Genomic DNA, 16,830 nt, shown 5'->3' with positions numbered 1-16,830 from the left:
GCGCTGGCGGTCCGACGCTGCCCGGGCAAGGCGCTCCAACCGCACCGGCAACGCCACACGCTGGGGTGTGTCCCCACCGGACGCTGCTTCGATTGACGCCGTATCCGCCGAATTGGCCTTGACAAAACGACGCGCCTCCGCCAGGTTGTCCGCAGCCGTCGAGCGAATCACGTCCAGGGTCTCGCGCGCCGCGGCGTCGTCGCCGAGCTGCTTATCCAGCGCGCGGCCGAGTAGCACGATCGAACTGAGCCCCTGCGCCATCGTGTCGTGCACCTCGCGCGCCAGGCGCGCTCGCTCCTGCGCCACGCCCGCAGCGTGCTCCGCCGCGGCGCGCTCCCGCTGGGCCGAGCGCAGATCCTCCGCCATCTGCTTGTAGTGGTCCGCCTCCGCGCGCAGCGCCCGGTACGCGTGCACGATGAACACCGCGAGCACCGTGCCTATCGACGGCCCCACCACCGCACCGATATTTCCACCAGCACCCGAGCCCACACCCGGTCCCACACTAGGCCCGGCCACTGCCCACAGGGACACACACAGCAAGCCGGCCGCAGCCAGCAGCTCCCACCAGCGCGGCAGGATCACACACGCCAACATGACCAGCGGAAACTCCAGCCACACGAAGTCCGCGGAAACCTGCACCAGCCCCACCCACAGCGCGGCCACGACCGCCAGCCACGCGTACGGCGCCCAACTTGGATAGGCCCGGCCCTCGTAGTGCCACACCGTGCCCGCCATGTACACAGCGGCGAAGACGGTGGAGAGAACGAGGCCGGGCAGGGGGTCGTCGATACGCAATTGCCCCATAAGACCCACCACAAGCAATACGGCGACCAGCACGTGCAAGCTCACGCGCAACAAATCCAGAATCCGGGTCGTGGACAACATAGGACTGAGCGTAGATCAACCGATCGGTTGATTGGGATTTCAACCGCCCGCCCGATGTGGAACAGTGCAGGTCAAAGCCATAATCGGAGTCATGTTCGTAGGTTTGAGAGAAATGAAGTCGGCCAAGGGGCGCTTCGGGCTGATCGTGGGCACGGTCACCCTGATCACCCTGCTGGTGGTTGTGCTGACCGGCCTGACCGCAGGCTTGGGCAAGCAGAACACCTCAGCACTTGAAGCGCTCGAGCCGGAATCCGTTGTCTTCCAGGACCCGGAAGACCTGTTGTTTACCACCTCGCGTGTGGAGGCTCGCGACGGCATGACCCCGCTTGGCACCAGCCAAATGCTGCTGACCAAGCAAAACGGCGAAGACGCCGCAGTGTCCATCCTGTCCCTGCCGGAAGGCACCGTGCTGCCGGGCGGCCAGACGCTGGGCAAGGAGGCGGTTGCCGCGCCGGGCCTTGAACTCAAGCAGGGCGAGGAGATCACCGTCGCCGGCAAGGCCATCACCGTCGGTGCAATCGGCGAGGACCTGGCGTTCTCCCACTCCCCTGTCCTGTGGGTGCCCACGGACTTTTGGAAAGAGATCATGCACACCGACGCCGACGGCACCGTGCTGCTCGCCGACCATGAGGTCGACGGCGGCGTCACCCTGAAGGCGTCCTTCCAGGGGCTGCCCGCCTACTCCTCTGAGCAGGGCTCCCTGAAGCTCATCCAGGGCTTCCTCTACGCGATCGCCGCGCTGGTGATCGTCGCGTTCCTCACGGTGTGGACGATGCAGCGCGGCCGCGACCTAGCCATCCTGAAGGCCATCGGCGCATCGAACAAGTACCTGCTCAAGGACGCACTCGGCCAGTCCGCGGTGCTGCTCGGTGCAGGTGCGCTGATCGGAGGCGTGGTCGCCTTCGGCCTCGGGCTGGCGATGCAGGGCGCTGCACCGTTCTCCCTGACCGCACTCACCGCCGTCGCCCCGCCAGTTGCCATCTGGGCGCTCGGCATGGTCGGCGCAATGATCGCCACCCGTTCCATCACCAAAGTTAACCCTCAACAGGCCCTTGGAGGTGCCGCATAATGCTTGAACTGAAAAATGTCACCGTCGCCTTCCAGGACGGCCAGGAAATGCGAACCGTGCTGGACAACATGAACTTCACCGCCAAGCCCGGCGAGCTGACCTTCATTGTTGGCGAGTCCGGCTCCGGAAAATCCACCATGCTTTCCGTCGCCGCGGGCCTGATCACACCGGATTCCGGCACCGCCACCCTCAACGGCGTTGAGGTGAACAACGATGTGCGCCGCGACAAGATCGGCATGATCTTCCAGCAGGCCAACCTGATCGCCGCGCTCAACGTTCGCGACCAGCTGCTGGTCACCGACGACATCCGCGGCATCAAGCCACGCCCGGACCGCGCCGATGAGCTCCTGGCCAAGGTCGGCCTCGAGGGTCTTGGCGATCGCCGTATGGGCGAACTCTCCGGCGGTCAGCGCCAGCGCGTCGGCATCGCCCGCGCGTTGATGGGTGAGCCAGAGCTTTTGCTTGCCGACGAGCCCACCGCCGCCCTCGACCACGACCGCTCCCAAGAGATTGTGAAATTGTTGCGTGACCTGGTTGAAGAGCGCAACATTGCCTGCGGGTTTGTCACCCACGACCGCTCGCTGATCAATCCGCGAGACGAGGTCTTCGAGGTTGGCGTCAACGCACGCACCCCGGTCTACGCATAAGACTGCGCTTATATGTCTGGGGTTTGTATGTCTGGTGCTTCAATCGCTGGCGCTAGCGCAGGAGCCTGCGCGACCACAGCGCCAGCACCGCAAACGCCAGCGCGCCGAGCACACCGGTAGAGATCAGGGTGCCGGACAAGTAGCCCGCATCCACCACCGCAGCACCAACCGCGGAACCGGATGCGATACCGACCTGGAACGTGACCACGTACACCGAACTTGCCAGGTCCTGGTTGCGCTGGCCTGCGTGCAAGAAGATGGTGGTGGCCACCGTGGGCAGCGCACCGGCGGCCATGCCGAACACGGCGATCACCGCGAACATGCCTAGGCCGCTTCCGGCACCGAGCGCGAGCAAACCTGCGATGGCGGACACCACCATCACGGCAGCGGCCAGGGCATTGAGCCGGATCATTCGGCTATCCACCCTCCGGCCGGCGATCGTGATGCCGACCAAGCCCGCGATGCCGTACAGGGACACGCCGAACGGCACATACGCGTGGCCGGCGGTGCCTTCCACCAGCAGCGCCAAGTACGTAAAGGTGGAGAAGATACCCGTCACCGCGAGCAGCACGTACACCACAAGCGAAGGGATGGCGGACTTCGTCTTCGTCACCTTCGCCCTGTTCGCCGGTGGCACCGCCGGCAGGCTTGGCAGGGTAGCGATCAGGGTGACCAGTGCGCCGATCGTCGCTACGCCAAGCACCCACGTGGACGCCCGCCAGCCGATCATCGTGCCCAACGCAGTGGTCAGCGGCGAGCCAGCAACCAGCGACAAGGTAGAGCCGATGGACACCGCGGCCACCGCCTTACCTGTCTGCCCGGCAGGTGCGATGCGCGCTGCCATCGGGTTGACCAGCGACCAGAACACGCCGTGTGTAAACGCTGCGGTGACGCGCCCGGCGACCAGCATCCAGTAGTTGCTCGCCGTTGCTTGCAGCACGATCCCGCCGAGGAGAAACACCAGAGTGGCGATAAGCAGCGGACGCCTATTGACGCTACGCGTGAAGTGGATCAGCGGGATGGTCACCACTGCGACCAAGCCCGCATAGACGCTCATGAGGAGGCCAATTTGGCCTTCGGAGACGCCGAGGTCTCGCGCCATCGGGGAGATGAGCCCCACCGAGAACATCTCGAAAGTGACATAAACAAAGGCGGCGAAACTCATCGCCGCCAGTGGTACGAGGGGGAATTGGCCCGGGGTTTTCTGGGGGGTTTTCGCGGTGTTGGACACCGCGCCAAATTACGCCTATCGCCCGCCCATGACAAATGCTGCCCCAGCGCCACCAATGATTGTCAACAGAGCGACGACGATGCCGATGATCGCACCGACAGGCATCGACGCTTGTGGTTCGTTCTTCTGGCGCTCAACCGAGGTGGAGAAGTCAACGCTGATGTTGGTGGTGGTCTTCGACTCAGTCGGTGTGGACGGCTCTGTGGTCTTGCCAGGCTTGTCCTTGCCGCGCTGTACCGGTGGCACGTCGTACGGAGTGGTCGGCTTGGGAGCGACGGGCAGGGTGACCGAGCCGCCACCATTGGCGCAGGCCTCGCGTGCCTTCTTGAAGGCATCGCGGAACTGTGCCGCATTGACCGAGCCGATGGCTTCCTTGGACGAGGCGTGCGCGTTTACCCACTTTTTGCGCTGGTCTGCCGGCATGTCTGCCAGAGCGCCCTCGAGAAGCCTGTCGCTAATTTCCTGTGGGAAAGCGGGGTAAATGTCGCGTGGGTCAGTGGCGCTGATGGTGCCACTTTCAAGGGCGTCATCCACAACGCGCCAGAACTTAACATGATCCAGCGCCAGTCCGTCTTCACTGGATACCAGCACGCTGTTAATGATTTCGGTGAAGTACCACTTTGCGCCTGCCGGATCTACATTTGCGGCAGTAGCGATGCGGTCTTCCCAACGGGCGGTTTCAGCGTTGCGGTTGGCATGGAACTGCCTGAAGTATGGGCCGTTGAATGCTTCGAGGAATTCTTGTGCGATGGGCGCAGCTTCCGGGAACGCTACCTCGAAGGCGTTGGTCCACTGCTGTTTTTGCTGCGCTTGGGGGCTCCTAAGGTCTCGCGGCAATGCTGCGGCGAAATCCTTTTCTGCAATGCTCATTTGCAATGAGCACACGCCGTTAATGGGCTTGCCTACAGTGGCCGCGTCGGCGGAGGGCACGGCAGTGGCAGCCGCTGCTGTAGTAGCTGTCAGGGCAAGCGCTGCGATCCTCCGTTTATTTAACACATAAGTAAGCGTAGCGCAGATGTCCAACTATTCACCCTTCGTAAGTAGGGTGACCTGCGTCTCAAGTACGGGCCAGTCCGTGCTTAATTAACGTACGTGCTGGTTGGAGAAAGCTGAGTTAGTGCTACTCAGGAAACTCTCATGTAACGAAAAGGTGAATGTATCCCCGAAAAGGGCTATTTTTCCACGTCAAGGCCTAAATAACACCTATGTAATTTTGTCGAAGCGTGCTTACCTGCGACGGTGTGCGCCAAAAGAATCGGCGATCCGAGCCGCAATATCGCGGGCAAACGGGCTCACCCCTCGAATCGTTCCGGCACCCGGTCCGTTGATGTTGTCAAACCCCAACACGTACAAACCATGCGTGTCCCGGGGCAGCCCGCGGATAGGCCCGAGGGCCGGACGAAACCCGGTTGCCCAGATGATCACGTCCGCGTCCACCTCGTCGAGCGAACCCACCATCGGACGCGCCTGAAGCAAGCCGGCGTCGCGCGCTCGCCGCACCTCCGGTACGACGACGATCTCTCCGCCGAAGTCCACCCCGCCCGGATCTGGCTCCCCCTTCGCAATTGCAGTGAGGCGCTCACGATTGCGGCGAAACAGCGTGGAACCGTCCACGTCGTCCGGCATGAAACCCGGTGCAGAACGTGTCAGCCACTGCGCCTTTACCCCGGCTAGCGCGAGGTCCGCCGTGATCTGGGCACCCGAGTTACCGCCACCGACGACCGCGACGCGCTGGCCTGCGAAATCTCCCGGTCGCGTGTAGTGCGCCGAGTGCAACTGCCTGCCCGAGAACTCACCCGGCACAAACGGCACGAACGGCGCAGACCAGATCCCGGTTGCAACCACCACGTTGCGGGCGTGGAGGTTTTGGGGGCGGATGGTGAAGCCAGTGTCGTCGATAAGCACACGCTCCACACGCTGCCCACGGCGAATGGGAAGGTCGTAGCGGGCCTCGTAGCGCGTTAAATAATCGATGACATGATCACGCGGCGGATACCCATCAAACGAAGGCATCGGCCAACCCGGCAGGTTGGAAAACTCCGCGCGCGAAAACAGCGTCAGCGAGTCCCAGTAGTTCGGCCACGCCCCACCGGGAGCGTCGGCGGCATCCAAAACCACGAAGTTCACGCCGTATTTGCGTAGGTAATACGACACGGCAAGGCCGGACTGGCCGCCGCCGATCACGACCGCATCAAGCATCATTTCGCATCTTCGCGGTTGCGGGGCGGATGAACTCGGCGATCCGGCTCGCTGGCGCCGTCGCGTCACCGTACGCAGTAGCAGCGGCCAGTTTCGCAGCCAAAGCGTGCACGGCCACCGCGCCGGCGAGTGCGACCTCCTCCCATAGCCGCTTGGCATGCATGAGCGCCAGATGCGCGCCCGCAATGCCCGCGAGCACATCGCCCGATCCCGGAGTCGCCGCCCAGGAATGCCCCGCGTCGATCGCGTACGCCGTGTACGGGTCGCCCTCGTGCGCAATCACCGTCACCCGCCCCTTGCGTACCACCGTGCACTGCAGCGCGGCGGCCAGCGCGATGGTCTCGGCCATGCGGTCGCTCTCCCCCACGTTGGCCGCCTCGCGTAGGCGGGCGAACTCGCCGTCGTGCGGGGTCAGCACCGTCATCTGTTCGCGCTTGGCCACCTGTTCGCGCAGGTTGGGGTGTTGGGTGAGGAGGGTCAGGCCGTCGGCGTCGATAAGCACAGGCACCTCCTGGCCGAGCACCCACCGCAACTCCTCCGCCGCGTGCTCGTCAGTGCCCGCGCCCGGCCCGAACACCCACGCCTGCACCCTGCCAGCATCCTGGAGCGTGTGCGTAGCGACGACCTCCGGGTGCGCCCGCACCACCTCCACCGCCTGCGGGCCCGCATAGCGCACCATCGCCGGGGTGGCGTACACCGCGCCCGCAGTAGACAGGATAGCCGCGCCGGGATAGTCGCCGCTGCCTGCGCGAATGCCGACCACGCCGCCGGTGTACTTGTCGTCCGCAGGAGCCGGCGCGACGTCTTGCAGCGGTGGCTGCCACAGGGTCTGTATCCCGTCGGGCCACTTCTGCTCGGACCACTTCTGCTCCGGCAGCACCGCCCGGTTTGCAATCAACAGCGGCGGGCCATCCTCTGCCCACAAGGTGAGTTGGTCGCCGAGCGTTTCGTGCAGGCGCTTGCCCGGCAATCCGATGTCGGCGAGCAACTGCACCCCGCACGCTGGCGAGAGCCCGTGGGCGCGGCGCCACCCGCCGAAGGTGACCGTCACATCGGCGTTGACGTGGCACTGCCCTGCCCAGCCGGTGTCGGCCTCCACACCGGTGGGCAAGTCCACGGCCAGCACTTGGGCGTTGAGTGCGTTGGCTAACTCGACTGCGGGGCGAAGGTTCTCGCGTACCTCGCCGGTCGCGCCGATGCCCGTCATCGCATCGATAACCAGGGCATAGTCCTGCCATTGTTCCGGGAGGTCCTCCATCACTACCCCGCCGGCTGCCGTGAACGCCTGCAGGGCACGCTCCTGCGCCGAGCCTGTGGGCAACACCGCATCCACCCGGTGGCCTGCCAGCAACAACTCCGCGCCGGCGTAGAGGCCGTCTCCCCCGTTGCCGCCAGGCCCTGCAAGCACGAGCACCCGGGCGCGTGCCTCAGTACCTTCAGCGAGCATCACGTTGGCTACCTCCGCCACGGCGTGGGCCGCGGACTGCATCAACTGGTCCTCGAACTCCTGCGCCGCAAGCAGGGGTGCATCCGCAGCTCGGATCTGGTCGGCGGTAAACGTGGAGGAAAACATGCCTGCCACCGTAGCGCTACCACCGTGTGGAGGTAGCGGGGTGCGTGGTGTCGCAGCAAAGCAATAGAATTGCGCGCATGCCGTACACGACCGGTTTTGACCGCGAAAAATATATTGCAATGCAGTCCGAGCACATCCAAGCGCGGAGAGCCGAGGTAGGCGGCAAACTCTACCTGGAGATGGGTGGCAAACTTTTCGACGACAACCACGCCTCCCGTGTTCTCCCCGGATTCACTCCGGATAACAAAATCGCCATGCTTGACCGCATCAAGGACGAAGTGGAAATTGTCATCTGCTTCAACGCTGGTGATGTCATCCGCCAAAAAGTGCGCGCTGACCTGGGTATTACATACGAAGATGACGTGCTGCGTCTTGTGGATGTGTTCCGCAACCGTGGCTTCCTCGTCGAAAATGTGGTGTGCACCCAACTCGACGGCCACAACCGCACCGTGGAGGCGTTCCTCGAGCGTCTTTCTCGCCTTGGCCTGAAGGTGTCGCGCCACTACATGATCCCTGGCTACCCCAACGACACCGCCAAGGTGGTCAGCGAAGAAGGGTTTGGCCGCAACGACTATGTGGAAACCTCCCGCGACCTGATTGTCATGACCGCGCCGGGACCTGGCTCCGGCAAGCTGGCCACCTGTCTGTCGCAGGTCTACCACGAGAACCAGCGAGGCATTGCCGCAGGTTACGCCAAGTTTGAGACGTTCCCCATCTGGAACCTGCCGCTCTCCCATCCGGTGAACCTAGCCTACGAGGCGGCCACCGCGGACCTGGACGATATCAACGTGATCGACCAGTACCACCTCGACGCCTACGGGGAGAAGGTCACCTCCTACAACCGCGACATTGAGGTCTTCCCGCTGCTGAAGACGCTGCTGCGTGAGGTTACGGGCACCGAGCCGTACCAGTCCCCGACCGACATGGGCGTCAACATGGCGGGCTATTGCATTTCCGACGACGAGGCCTGCCGCCACGCCGCCCAGCAGGAAATCATTCGCCGCTACTTTGCATCGCGTGTCGACGAACGCCGCACCGGCTCCGACTCCTCCATCTCTGACCGTGTGATGAACGTGATGCGCAAGGCGGATCTCTCTGTGCAGGACCGCGTTGTGGTTGCCCCTGCGCTCGACGTCGCGGAGGCGACCGGCAAGCCGGGTGCAGCACTTGAGTTGCCGGACGGCCGCATTGTCACCGGTAAGACTTCTGACCTGCTCGGACCTTCGGCTGCGGTGCTGCTCAATGCCCTGAAGCAGCTCGCGGGTATCGACGACGATGTGCACCTGCTCTCCCCTGATTCAATTGAGCCGATCCAGTCGCTGAAGACCCGCCATCTGGGTTCGGTCAACCCGCGCCTGCACACCGACGAGGTACTGATTGCCTTGTCCGTGTCGGCGGCGTCGAACCCGGACGCGGCGCTCGCGTTGGATCATCTGAAGTCGCTTCGTGGTTGCGATGCTCACATCACGGCGATCCTTGGTTCTGTGGACGAGGGCATTTTCCGCAATCTTGGCGTGCTTGCAACGTCTGAGCCGCAGTACTGGCGAAAAGGGCTGTACCACAAACGCTAAGAAAATCTTAGATTTCTTCTTTAAAACGGCTCCGCTCGTTGTATTTGTGGTTTATGGTCGCCTGTATGCCTGTACAACAACCGCCGGTGGAGACCGCGTTGGCTCAGCTCAACGACGGCATTGCTGCCGCCCGAGCTGACCAGCGTGAGGAAGTCACGCTACCCAAACAGACCGCTGCCTGGATCCGTGATCTGCTCGAGGATCTTGCGGAGGGGTGCCTCATGCGCCCACCCAGCCCCGAAGATGAAATGACCACCCAGCAGGTAGCTGACCTGCTCAACGTGTCTCGTCCATACGTAGTCAAGCTTATCGACGAAGGCACACTGCCTGGCCACAGAGTCGGTACACACCGCCGCGTGTACACGCGCGACGTATACGCCTACAAAGAACGGACCCGCTCGACGTAGACTGCCAGGCATGACCAGCAAAATCCTGCTCTACTACAAGTTCCAGCCCATCGCCGACCCGGACGCGGTGCGTCTGTGGCAACGCGACCTGTGCGAAGGGCTCGGCCTGACCGGCAGGATTATCGTCTCCGAACACGGCATTAACGGCACCGTCGGCGGCGACATCCGCGCCTGCAAAACCTACGCGAAGAAGACCAAAGAGTACTTCAAAGGCATCGAGTTCAAGTGGTCCGAAGGCGGTGCCGAAGACTTCCCGAAACTCAGCGTCAAAGCCCGCGACGAGATCGTGGCGTTTGGCGCACCGGGGGAGCTGAAGGTTGATGAAAACGGTGTGATCGGCGGCGGAAAACACCTCACTCCGCAGCAGGTCAACGAGTTCGTGGAGGCCAACCCGGACGTGGTCTTCTTCGACGGGCGCAACGCCCGCGAGGCCGAGATCGGACGGTTTAAAAACGCGGTGGTGCCAGATGTGGAAACCACTCACGACTTCATCAAAGAGCTCGAGTCCGGCAAGTACGACTGGATGAAGGACAAGCCGGTCATCTCGTACTGCACCGGCGGCATTCGCTGCGAGGTGCTGTCCAGCCTGATGATCAACCGCGGGTTCGAAGAGGTCTACCAAATCGACGGCGGCATCGTCCGCTACGGCGAAGCCTTCGGCAACTCCGGCCTGTGGGAGGGCTCCCTCTACGTGTTCGACGACCGCATGCACACCGAATTCGGTGCCACCGACGACCCGGACTACGTCCAGCTCGGCCACTGCGTGCACTGCGGGGAGGCGACCAACCAGTTCTACAACTGCGCCAACGAGCCGGAGTGCCGCCAGCAGTACTTAAGCTGCGAGGCCTGCCGGGAGAAGAACCCGTACTGTGCGCAGTGCGCAACTACATCGTCGCCAGCATCCCAATAGTCAGAATCAGCCACGCCATGGTGAACGGCACGAGCGGGATCCAGAACACGCCCATCCACGGGATCCAGCGCTCGTAGCGGTTGAGTTTGCGCACCATGATCACCGCGCAGCCAATCAGGCCGGCGATCGGTGGGAGAGAGGTGACTACAGCCCAGGTGGTGCGCCAGGTTGGGGTGCACAGCCAGGTGGCGTCGCCGTCGCTGCACAGCGGCCCGCCCTGCAGGCGGGCGACCAGGCCTAACACAAACGCCAACAGGAACGTCACCCCAACGGTGCCCAGCGCCCACGTGATCGCCTGACGGGTGGAGCGCTTATTGCGCCGGTCTACCTCCAGCGGATCCGGGGCATCCGCCAACTCATCAAAGGAACGGGGCTCCGGGCGAACGCGGGAAAAGCGGTCGGCGGGGGAGTGCAGGTCGTTTTCAGGATGGTCGCGCATACGCCCTAACCTACTTCGCTGCCTCCGGACAGACGATGACGGGCACAGGCGCGTAGCGGATGAACTCGCCTTCGAGCGTGCCCAAAAACACCGTGCGCAGATTCGGCGACGGCTGCGAACCCAGGCACATGATGTCGCCCTTGCGCCACTTCACCGAGTCAATTGAGCGCTTCCAGCTCTTGCCGGTGGACACGGAGCTGGTCACGTCGAAATGGTCGAGGCGGTCGGGGGAGAGTTCGCATGCGTACTCCCAGGCTCGGTCGCGGGCGTGGTCAAGCATGCCAAGGGTGCGTTCGTACCATTTCGGGCCGTGCTCGTCGTAACTTGTCGGGGAGAACGCGATGATGCGCAGCGGCAGGTGCAGCGCGCACGCGAGGGCGGTGGCGTAGTCCAGGCCGTAAAACTCGGGCTCTTTCTTCCCGTCGGTGTCCACCACGGCGTAGGTCACGCGCGTGATGCCCTTCTTAGACAGCTTCACTCCGCGCGGTGCCAGCCCGAGGGGGATGGGGGAGGAGTAGAGCATTTCGTCCGTAACGCTGGACGGGCGCAGCCGGCCCTTGGGTGATTTTGCGCGGGAGCCCATCACGATGAGGTCAGCGTTGAACTCTAAGGCGTTGTCGAGAAGCGAGCGGACGGTATCTTTGCCGTCCTTGAGTGTGGCCACCTCTTTGGACCACTGCGATTTCGGGATCTGCCCGTCGAGTTCTTCGACCACGCGTTTGTGGAACTCTTCGCGCATCTTCTTCAGCTGCTTCTTGCGACCCTTTGCAGAGGACGTCAATGCCTGGATCGGCGGCAGTTGCGCAGATGCCATGACCTGCACCTTCGCTGGCAAGGAGCGGCCGAGCCAGGCGGCGAACTCGACGGCTTCGCTACTTGTGGTGTCCCAGCCAACCGCAACGCGGAGAGGAGCATCCGAATCGACAGTGTTCGGTAGGCGTGCAGACTCGGGGGATACAGCGTGGTGGCTCACGTCGTGGCTCCTCGAAGTGGCAGTGTCGCTAGCAATCGTTTGAACATCAACATCATATGTGGCGTCGGCGACGCACCGAAAACGGCGTTACCATTGCGCAGATGTTTGTGTATGAGGGTGAGGTGTCGCACGAGTGGCGTCGTCGCCACGCATTGCGCGAGCTCAACGCAGGGCGCATGCGTATCGACGACGCCTGCGACGCCGACTTCATCCTCCGTGCCGCCGCCGAACACCACGGCACCGCATCCCCACGGCCCTGCCCCATCTGTGGCGCCGAACTGCGGGAGATTACCTGGGTGTACAGCGAAAAACTCGGTCGACGCACCGGCACCGCCCGCAGCGCAGAAGAAATCGACCGCATGGTGCACGAGGTCGGCCCCATCACCGTCCACTTCGTGGAGGTTTGCCGCGACTGCAAGTGGAACCATCTGTTAAAGGAAGTCACTGCAGTACCAGTAGTGTGATTTCGCGTTGGCCGGGTAGGGTGTGCATAGAAAACGAGTAGGTAGCTCGCGGTTTCGCCCTCCCCGCGGGGGCCGCGGGTCAAATTGCGCAGGGAAAAACGAGTGTCAGATAAAGACAACGGCGGCGACACGACCGCCAAGAAGAAAAGCAATGGCTCAACGACCGTCACCACGAAGAAACGGTCGCGCGCATGGCAGTGGTTTATCGCGTTCTTGCTGTTCTTGGCCATGATTGCGGCGATCCCGCTGGCGTGGTTCTTCTGGAGCTACGCACGCGCCGAGGTGCCCGAGCCGGGCAAGATTGAAACGGCGCAGATCTCCAACATCTTCTACCGCGACGGCGACAAGGAACTCGCCCGCATCGTCCCGCCGGAAGGCAACCGTAAGCAGATCCCGCTTGACCAGGTGCCCGAAGACGTCCAAAACGCGGTGCTTGCGGCAGAAGACCGTGACTTCTGGACCAACTCCGGCTTCTCCCCGACAGGCTTCGCTCGCGCCGCCATCGGGCAGCTCACCGGCAACGCATCCGCAGGTGGCGGCTCCACCATCACCCAGCAGTACGTGAAGAACGCACTGGTGGGCAACGAGCACTCCTACGAGCGTAAAGCTAAAGAGCTCGTCTACTCGGTGAAGATGACCAACCAGTGGGAAAAGGCCGACATTCTGCGCGCCTACCTGAACACGGTCTACTTCGGCCGCAACGCCTACGGCATCGAAGCCGCAGCGCACGCCTACTTCAACAAACCAGCCTCCCAGCTCACACTGGAGGAGGGCGCAGTCCTGGCCGCGTCGATCCAGCTGCCGAGCCAGCTTGACCCGTGGACCAACCGCGAAGCCGCGGAAGGCCGCTGGAACTACGTCATGGACGGCATGGTGGAAACCGGCGCCATCACCCAGGAGCGTCGCGCGGCCGCCCACTACCCGGAGACCCGTGACCCGGCCACCTACTCGGCCTACACGGAAGCAACCGGCGCAAACGGCCTGATTAAGAACCAGGTTGTGGCGGAGTTGGCCACCATTGGCATCACCGAGGACGACCTGACCAACCGTGGCCTGCAGATCACCACCACGATCGATGCCGGCACCCAGCAAAACGTCGAAGAGATCACCCGTCAGCGCCTGTCCTACCTACAGGATGACGCCCGCTCCGGCGTCGTTGCCATCGAGCCGAGTACCGGTGCCGTGCGCGCCTACTACGGCGGCGAGGAAGCCAGCGGTTGGGACTACGCCAACGCGGGCCTGCAAACGGGTTCGACGTTCAAAATCTTCGCGCTCGCGGCCGCCCTGCAGCAGGGTATTCCGCTCAGCGCGGTGTTTGATTCGTCGCCAGTGCCCCTGCCCGGCGGCATCACCGTGACCAACTGGGACGGCGGTGGCGGCGGCATGCTGTCCATGAAGGAAGCCACCCGCACCTCCTCCAACACCGCGTACCTGCGCATCCAGGACGAATTGGATAACACCACCCAGGACACCGCCGACATGGCGCATGCCCTCGGCGTGGCCAAGTCCATCCCGGGCATCCCTGTAACGCTGCGTGAAAACGGCGGCCAGCCCTACGAAGGCATCGTGCTGGGCCAGTACCAGTCGCGCGTGCTGGACATGGCTACCGCAGTGGCAACCCTGACCAACCGCGGCGCCATGCACCCAACCCACTTCGTGGAAAAGGTTGTGGACGCCAACGGTGAGGTCCTCTACGAGGTGGACCGCAACTACACCGAACGTCGCGTCTCCGAGCAGGTGGCGGACAACGTCCTCGAAGCAATGCAGACCGTGCCGGCGTACTCCAACGCGGTGCTCGCTGGCGGCCGCCCGTCCGCGGCAAAGACCGGCACTGCGCAGCTGGGCAACACCGGCATGAACAAGGACGCCTGGACGGTCGGCTCCACCCCGCAGCTCGCTGTGGCCGTGTGGGTCGGTACCGCCGACAACACCTCCGCCATCTTCAATGAGTGGGGCGGCATCATGTACGGCTCCAACACCCCGTCCCAAATCTGGAAGCAGTTCCTGGACACTGAGCTGGCGGATCAAGACTTTGAGTACTTCGAGCCGGCAAGCCCGGTGTACTGGGGCGTGAACGCCTACAAGGGTGGCGTTGGCCTGGGCGGTTACTACTCCACTCCGGCAACCCAAAACTCGGCTACCGGGACTGCGCCGACGGAATCCGAGTCGGCTGCATCTTCCGCTCCGAGCGAAGCACCTGCTCCGGCACCAGCACCGGCTCCCGCGCCAGCACCGGCACCTGCACCTGCTCCCGCACCGGCGCCTGCGCCGGACTTGCGTGATGCTGTCAACGATGTGATCGGCCAAGTTCAGGAGGCGTTCCAGTAACAGCATGTCTCAGACTGATCAAACAACCGTCACATGGCCGGACCCGGCCGACCGCGTCCAGCCCGGCAAAACCGAACCGGTGGCACGCGGCTGGGTGAACTACCTCGGCGGACCAATGGGCCGCTTCGCCCAGATCGGCCGCGCCCGGTTCTGGACGCCGCTGCGCGCCATCATCGCCGTCGCATACATCTTCTTGTCCTTCGGCGCACTACAGAAGTCGCGCTGCGCTGGCGGCAAACTGGACGACAACGGCATCATGCAGCTCAACTGGGACGGCAACCGCCAGTTCGTCGCTGCCTGCTACAACGACATCATCCCGCTCTACGGAGCACGCGGTCTGGACCAGCCGGGCTTTGTCTACGCCTACTCGTGGGTAGAAGACGACCTGACCCGCTACATGGAATACCCGGTGCTCGCTGGCCTGTTCCAGCAGCTCAGCGCCTGGATCGCGCGCGGTACCTACTTCCTGACTGATAGCTTCCTGCCGGAATCCGGCTGGTACTTCTACGTCACCGCACTGCTGATGTCCATCATCTGGGTGATCACCATCCGCATGGTCGCGGAACTTGCCGGCAACCGCATCTGGGACACGCTGCTCGTCGCCGGTTCGCCGCTGCTGATCGTCCACGCGTTTACCAACTGGGACATCCCCTCGATCTTCTTCGCCGTCGCAGCGATGCTCGCGGCGCGCAACCGCAAGTGGTGGCTGGCCGGTGTGCTCGTCGGTTTGGGCACCGCGTTCAAACTGTGGCCGCTGTTCATCCTCGGCGCGTACCTCACTGTGGCGATCCGCAAGCGTGACCTCGTGCCGTTCTTCAAGATGGTCGGCGCCACCGCCATCACCTGGATCGCCGTCAACGCGCCGGTGTACCTGCGTTACCCAGACGCATGGAGCGAGTTCAACCGCCTCAACACCGACCGCGGCTGGGAGTGGACCACCATCTACGCGGTGCTCTCCCGCGAGTTCGGGTGGGCCGGCTTCGACTCCGGTGAGGGCGCCCCGGTGATCCTCAACGCCGTCACCCTGATCCTGTTCCTGCTCGGCTGCCTGTTCGTCCTCATCCTCGGCCTGCGTGCGCCGCAAACCCCGCGCATTGCGGAACTGATCGTGCTCATCGTCGGCTTCTTCCTGCTGTTTAACAAGGTATGGAGCCCGCAGTACTCTCTGTGGTTCGTGGTTCCCGCGGTCCTCGCACTGCCGTACTGGCGTCTGCTGCTGTCCTGGATGGTGGCGGACATGATGGTTTGGCCGGTGCTGATGTGGCACATGATGGGCGACGACAACATGGGTGTGCCGGGTTGGTTCCTGGACATCTTCATCCTGGCGCGCGATGCGTTTATCGTGGCGGTGATGGTGCTCGTCGTCAAGCAAATGCTCGGCAAGCGCCCGGACAAGGTCCGCGACGCGCACAACGGCCACGACCCGCTGATGTCGCTGCCTGCGCAGTGGAAAGAGCCTGTGCTTATCGACGAGCCCACGCCCGAGCCCGTTAAGCCCGCCGAGGCTGAGGTGGAGGCGGTGAGTACGCAACCATGACCACCGCAACGGTCCTCGGCATCGTCTCTATCCTGATCGCGTTTGCCCTGTTCGGCGCGTCGTTCTACATGGCAACGAAGGGCCGCAAGAAAGAGTCGATCATCTACGGCGCGGTTGCGTTTTTGTTCATGACGATCATCCCGGTGTCGCTCGCACTTTTCGTCGCGGTGCCAAACCCGACCTGATTTTCGTCGTTACAGTGGGGCCATGCTTACGAAGAAGATGGTTGCCCTGACAGTCGCCGCCACAGCAGGACTTGCCGTGGCGGCGTGTTCTGATTCTGGCGAGACTGCGCCCGAAACAGTCACTGAAACCGTCGCGCCCGAAACGGTGACGGAAACGTCGAACGCTGGAGCCGCTGTGTCCGAGGATCTCCCAGCCGCTGTGACCGGCTACTCGGACGAGGCGCGCAAGGATCTTGTCGACGAAAACGTGACCGAAGCCGAAGTCCAAGACGTCTTAAAGGCCGCCCAGGATGGCAAGGCCAAAGTGGAGTGGGACGATGACGGCTACTTCGAGGTGGAGTTCGGCGAAATCGACATTGGTATCGATAAGGACGGCCTCGTTTTAGACGTCGACCGCTAAGACCGAAGATTT

Annotated in this window: 17 protein-coding genes; 10 read left to right on the top strand and 7 right to left on the bottom strand. The window is 63.2% G+C overall.

The window, feature by feature from the left end; translation table 11 throughout:
- The coding region (locus HMPREF3171_RS11350) for a histidine kinase dimerization/phosphoacceptor domain-containing protein (RefSeq protein ID WP_070485003.1) at nt 1-885 on the bottom strand (885 nt) is incomplete at its 3' end.
- 112 nt (nt 886-997) lie between these two features.
- Here HMPREF3171_RS11350 and HMPREF3171_RS11345 point away from each other — a divergent pair.
- Complete coding sequence (locus tag HMPREF3171_RS11345; protein WP_371327154.1) at nt 998-1,954, top strand: ABC transporter permease; 957 nt, start codon at nt 998-1,000, stop codon at nt 1,952-1,954.
- Nucleotides 1,954-2,601 carry an ABC transporter ATP-binding protein gene (locus tag HMPREF3171_RS11340; RefSeq protein ID WP_070450720.1) on the top strand — a complete coding sequence of 216 codons (648 nt, stop codon included), beginning with the start codon at nt 1,954-1,956 and terminating at the stop codon, nt 2,599-2,601. The genes HMPREF3171_RS11345 and HMPREF3171_RS11340 overlap by 1 nt, the downstream gene beginning before the upstream one ends.
- A gap of 52 nt (nt 2,602-2,653) precedes the next feature.
- On the opposite strand, the gene HMPREF3171_RS11335 is transcribed toward HMPREF3171_RS11340, so the two are convergent.
- The 4 genes from HMPREF3171_RS11335 to HMPREF3171_RS11320 all read right to left on the bottom strand — a co-directional run bounded on the left by HMPREF3171_RS11335 (nt 2,654) and on the right by HMPREF3171_RS11320 (nt 7,604).
- On the bottom strand, nt 2,654-3,766 hold the full coding sequence (locus HMPREF3171_RS11335; protein WP_070485006.1) for an MFS transporter: 1,113 nt from the start codon (nt 3,764-3,766) through the stop codon (nt 2,654-2,656).
- Nucleotides 3,767-3,847: 81 nt separating this feature from the next.
- Entirely contained in the window at nt 3,848-4,702 is an 855-nt protein-coding gene (locus tag HMPREF3171_RS11330) for a hypothetical protein (RefSeq protein ID WP_070485001.1), read from the bottom strand.
- Nucleotides 4,703-5,059: 357 nt separating this feature from the next.
- Complete coding sequence (locus tag HMPREF3171_RS11325) at nt 5,060-6,031, bottom strand: NAD(P)-binding domain-containing protein (RefSeq protein WP_070485005.1); 972 nt, start codon at nt 6,029-6,031, stop codon at nt 5,060-5,062.
- A complete protein-coding gene (locus tag HMPREF3171_RS11320) occupies nt 6,024-7,604 on the bottom strand; it encodes an NAD(P)H-hydrate epimerase (RefSeq protein WP_070485000.1) in 1,581 nt (526 codons plus the stop codon). The genes HMPREF3171_RS11325 and HMPREF3171_RS11320 overlap by 8 nt, the downstream gene beginning before the upstream one ends.
- Nucleotides 7,605-7,681: 77 nt before the next feature.
- On the opposite strand from HMPREF3171_RS11320, the gene HMPREF3171_RS11315 reads away from it, so the two are divergent.
- From HMPREF3171_RS11315 to trhO, 3 genes are all read left to right on the top strand, one after another.
- Complete coding sequence (locus HMPREF3171_RS11315; protein ID WP_070484999.1) at nt 7,682-9,175, top strand: DUF1846 domain-containing protein; 1,494 nt, start codon at nt 7,682-7,684, stop codon at nt 9,173-9,175.
- A 65-nt stretch (nt 9,176-9,240) separates the two neighbouring features.
- The gene (locus HMPREF3171_RS11310) at nt 9,241-9,582 is read left to right on the top strand and encodes a helix-turn-helix domain-containing protein (RefSeq protein WP_070484998.1); all 342 of its coding nucleotides are present in this window, start codon (nt 9,241-9,243) and stop codon (nt 9,580-9,582) included.
- A gap of 10 nt (nt 9,583-9,592) precedes the next feature.
- Nucleotides 9,593-10,492, top strand: a complete 900-nt coding sequence (trhO, locus tag HMPREF3171_RS11305) for an oxygen-dependent tRNA uridine(34) hydroxylase TrhO (protein ID WP_070484997.1) — start codon at nt 9,593-9,595, stop codon at nt 10,490-10,492.
- On the opposite strand, the gene HMPREF3171_RS11300 is transcribed toward trhO, so the two are convergent.
- Together HMPREF3171_RS11300 and HMPREF3171_RS11295 are read right to left on the bottom strand one after the other, a co-directional pair.
- Complete coding sequence (locus HMPREF3171_RS11300; RefSeq protein ID WP_070422061.1) at nt 10,467-10,931, bottom strand: hypothetical protein; 465 nt, start codon at nt 10,929-10,931, stop codon at nt 10,467-10,469. The genes trhO and HMPREF3171_RS11300 overlap by 26 nt on opposite strands.
- Before the next feature lie 10 nt (nt 10,932-10,941).
- Nucleotides 10,942-11,904, bottom strand: a complete 963-nt coding sequence (locus HMPREF3171_RS11295) for a universal stress protein (protein ID WP_070484996.1) — start codon at nt 11,902-11,904, stop codon at nt 10,942-10,944.
- Nucleotides 11,905-12,005: 101 nt separating this feature from the next.
- Between HMPREF3171_RS11295 and HMPREF3171_RS11290 the strand changes: the two genes are divergently transcribed.
- The 5 genes from HMPREF3171_RS11290 (at nt 12,006) to HMPREF3171_RS11270 (ending at nt 16,818) form a co-directional block, all read left to right on the top strand.
- Complete coding sequence (locus HMPREF3171_RS11290) at nt 12,006-12,368, top strand: DUF5318 family protein (RefSeq protein ID WP_070422103.1); 363 nt, start codon at nt 12,006-12,008, stop codon at nt 12,366-12,368.
- 102 nt (nt 12,369-12,470) lie between these two features.
- Nucleotides 12,471-14,696: a transglycosylase domain-containing protein gene (locus tag HMPREF3171_RS11285; RefSeq protein ID WP_070484995.1), complete on the top strand. Its 2,226-nt coding sequence runs from the start codon at nt 12,471-12,473 to the stop codon at nt 14,694-14,696.
- 4 nt (nt 14,697-14,700) lie between these two features.
- On the top strand, nt 14,701-16,233 hold the full coding sequence (locus HMPREF3171_RS11280) for a glycosyltransferase family 87 protein (RefSeq protein WP_070484994.1): 1,533 nt from the start codon (nt 14,701-14,703) through the stop codon (nt 16,231-16,233).
- Nucleotides 16,230-16,418, top strand: coding sequence for a hypothetical protein (locus HMPREF3171_RS11275; protein ID WP_070484993.1), 189 nt, complete (start codon nt 16,230-16,232; stop codon nt 16,416-16,418). Before HMPREF3171_RS11280 ends, HMPREF3171_RS11275 begins: the two co-directional genes overlap by 4 nt.
- A gap of 22 nt (nt 16,419-16,440) precedes the next feature.
- Complete coding sequence (locus tag HMPREF3171_RS11270) at nt 16,441-16,818, top strand: hypothetical protein (RefSeq protein ID WP_070484992.1); 378 nt, start codon at nt 16,441-16,443, stop codon at nt 16,816-16,818.
- Nucleotides 16,819-16,830 lie beyond the last annotated feature (12 nt).

Origin of the sequence: Corynebacterium sp. HMSC08F01 (assembly GCF_001807545.1) — a bacterium.
Classification (GTDB): domain Bacteria; phylum Actinomycetota; class Actinomycetes; order Mycobacteriales; family Mycobacteriaceae; genus Corynebacterium; species Corynebacterium coyleae.
The sequence above is the reverse complement of the archived record's forward strand: the minus strand, read 5'-3'. Positions and strand labels throughout refer to the sequence as shown.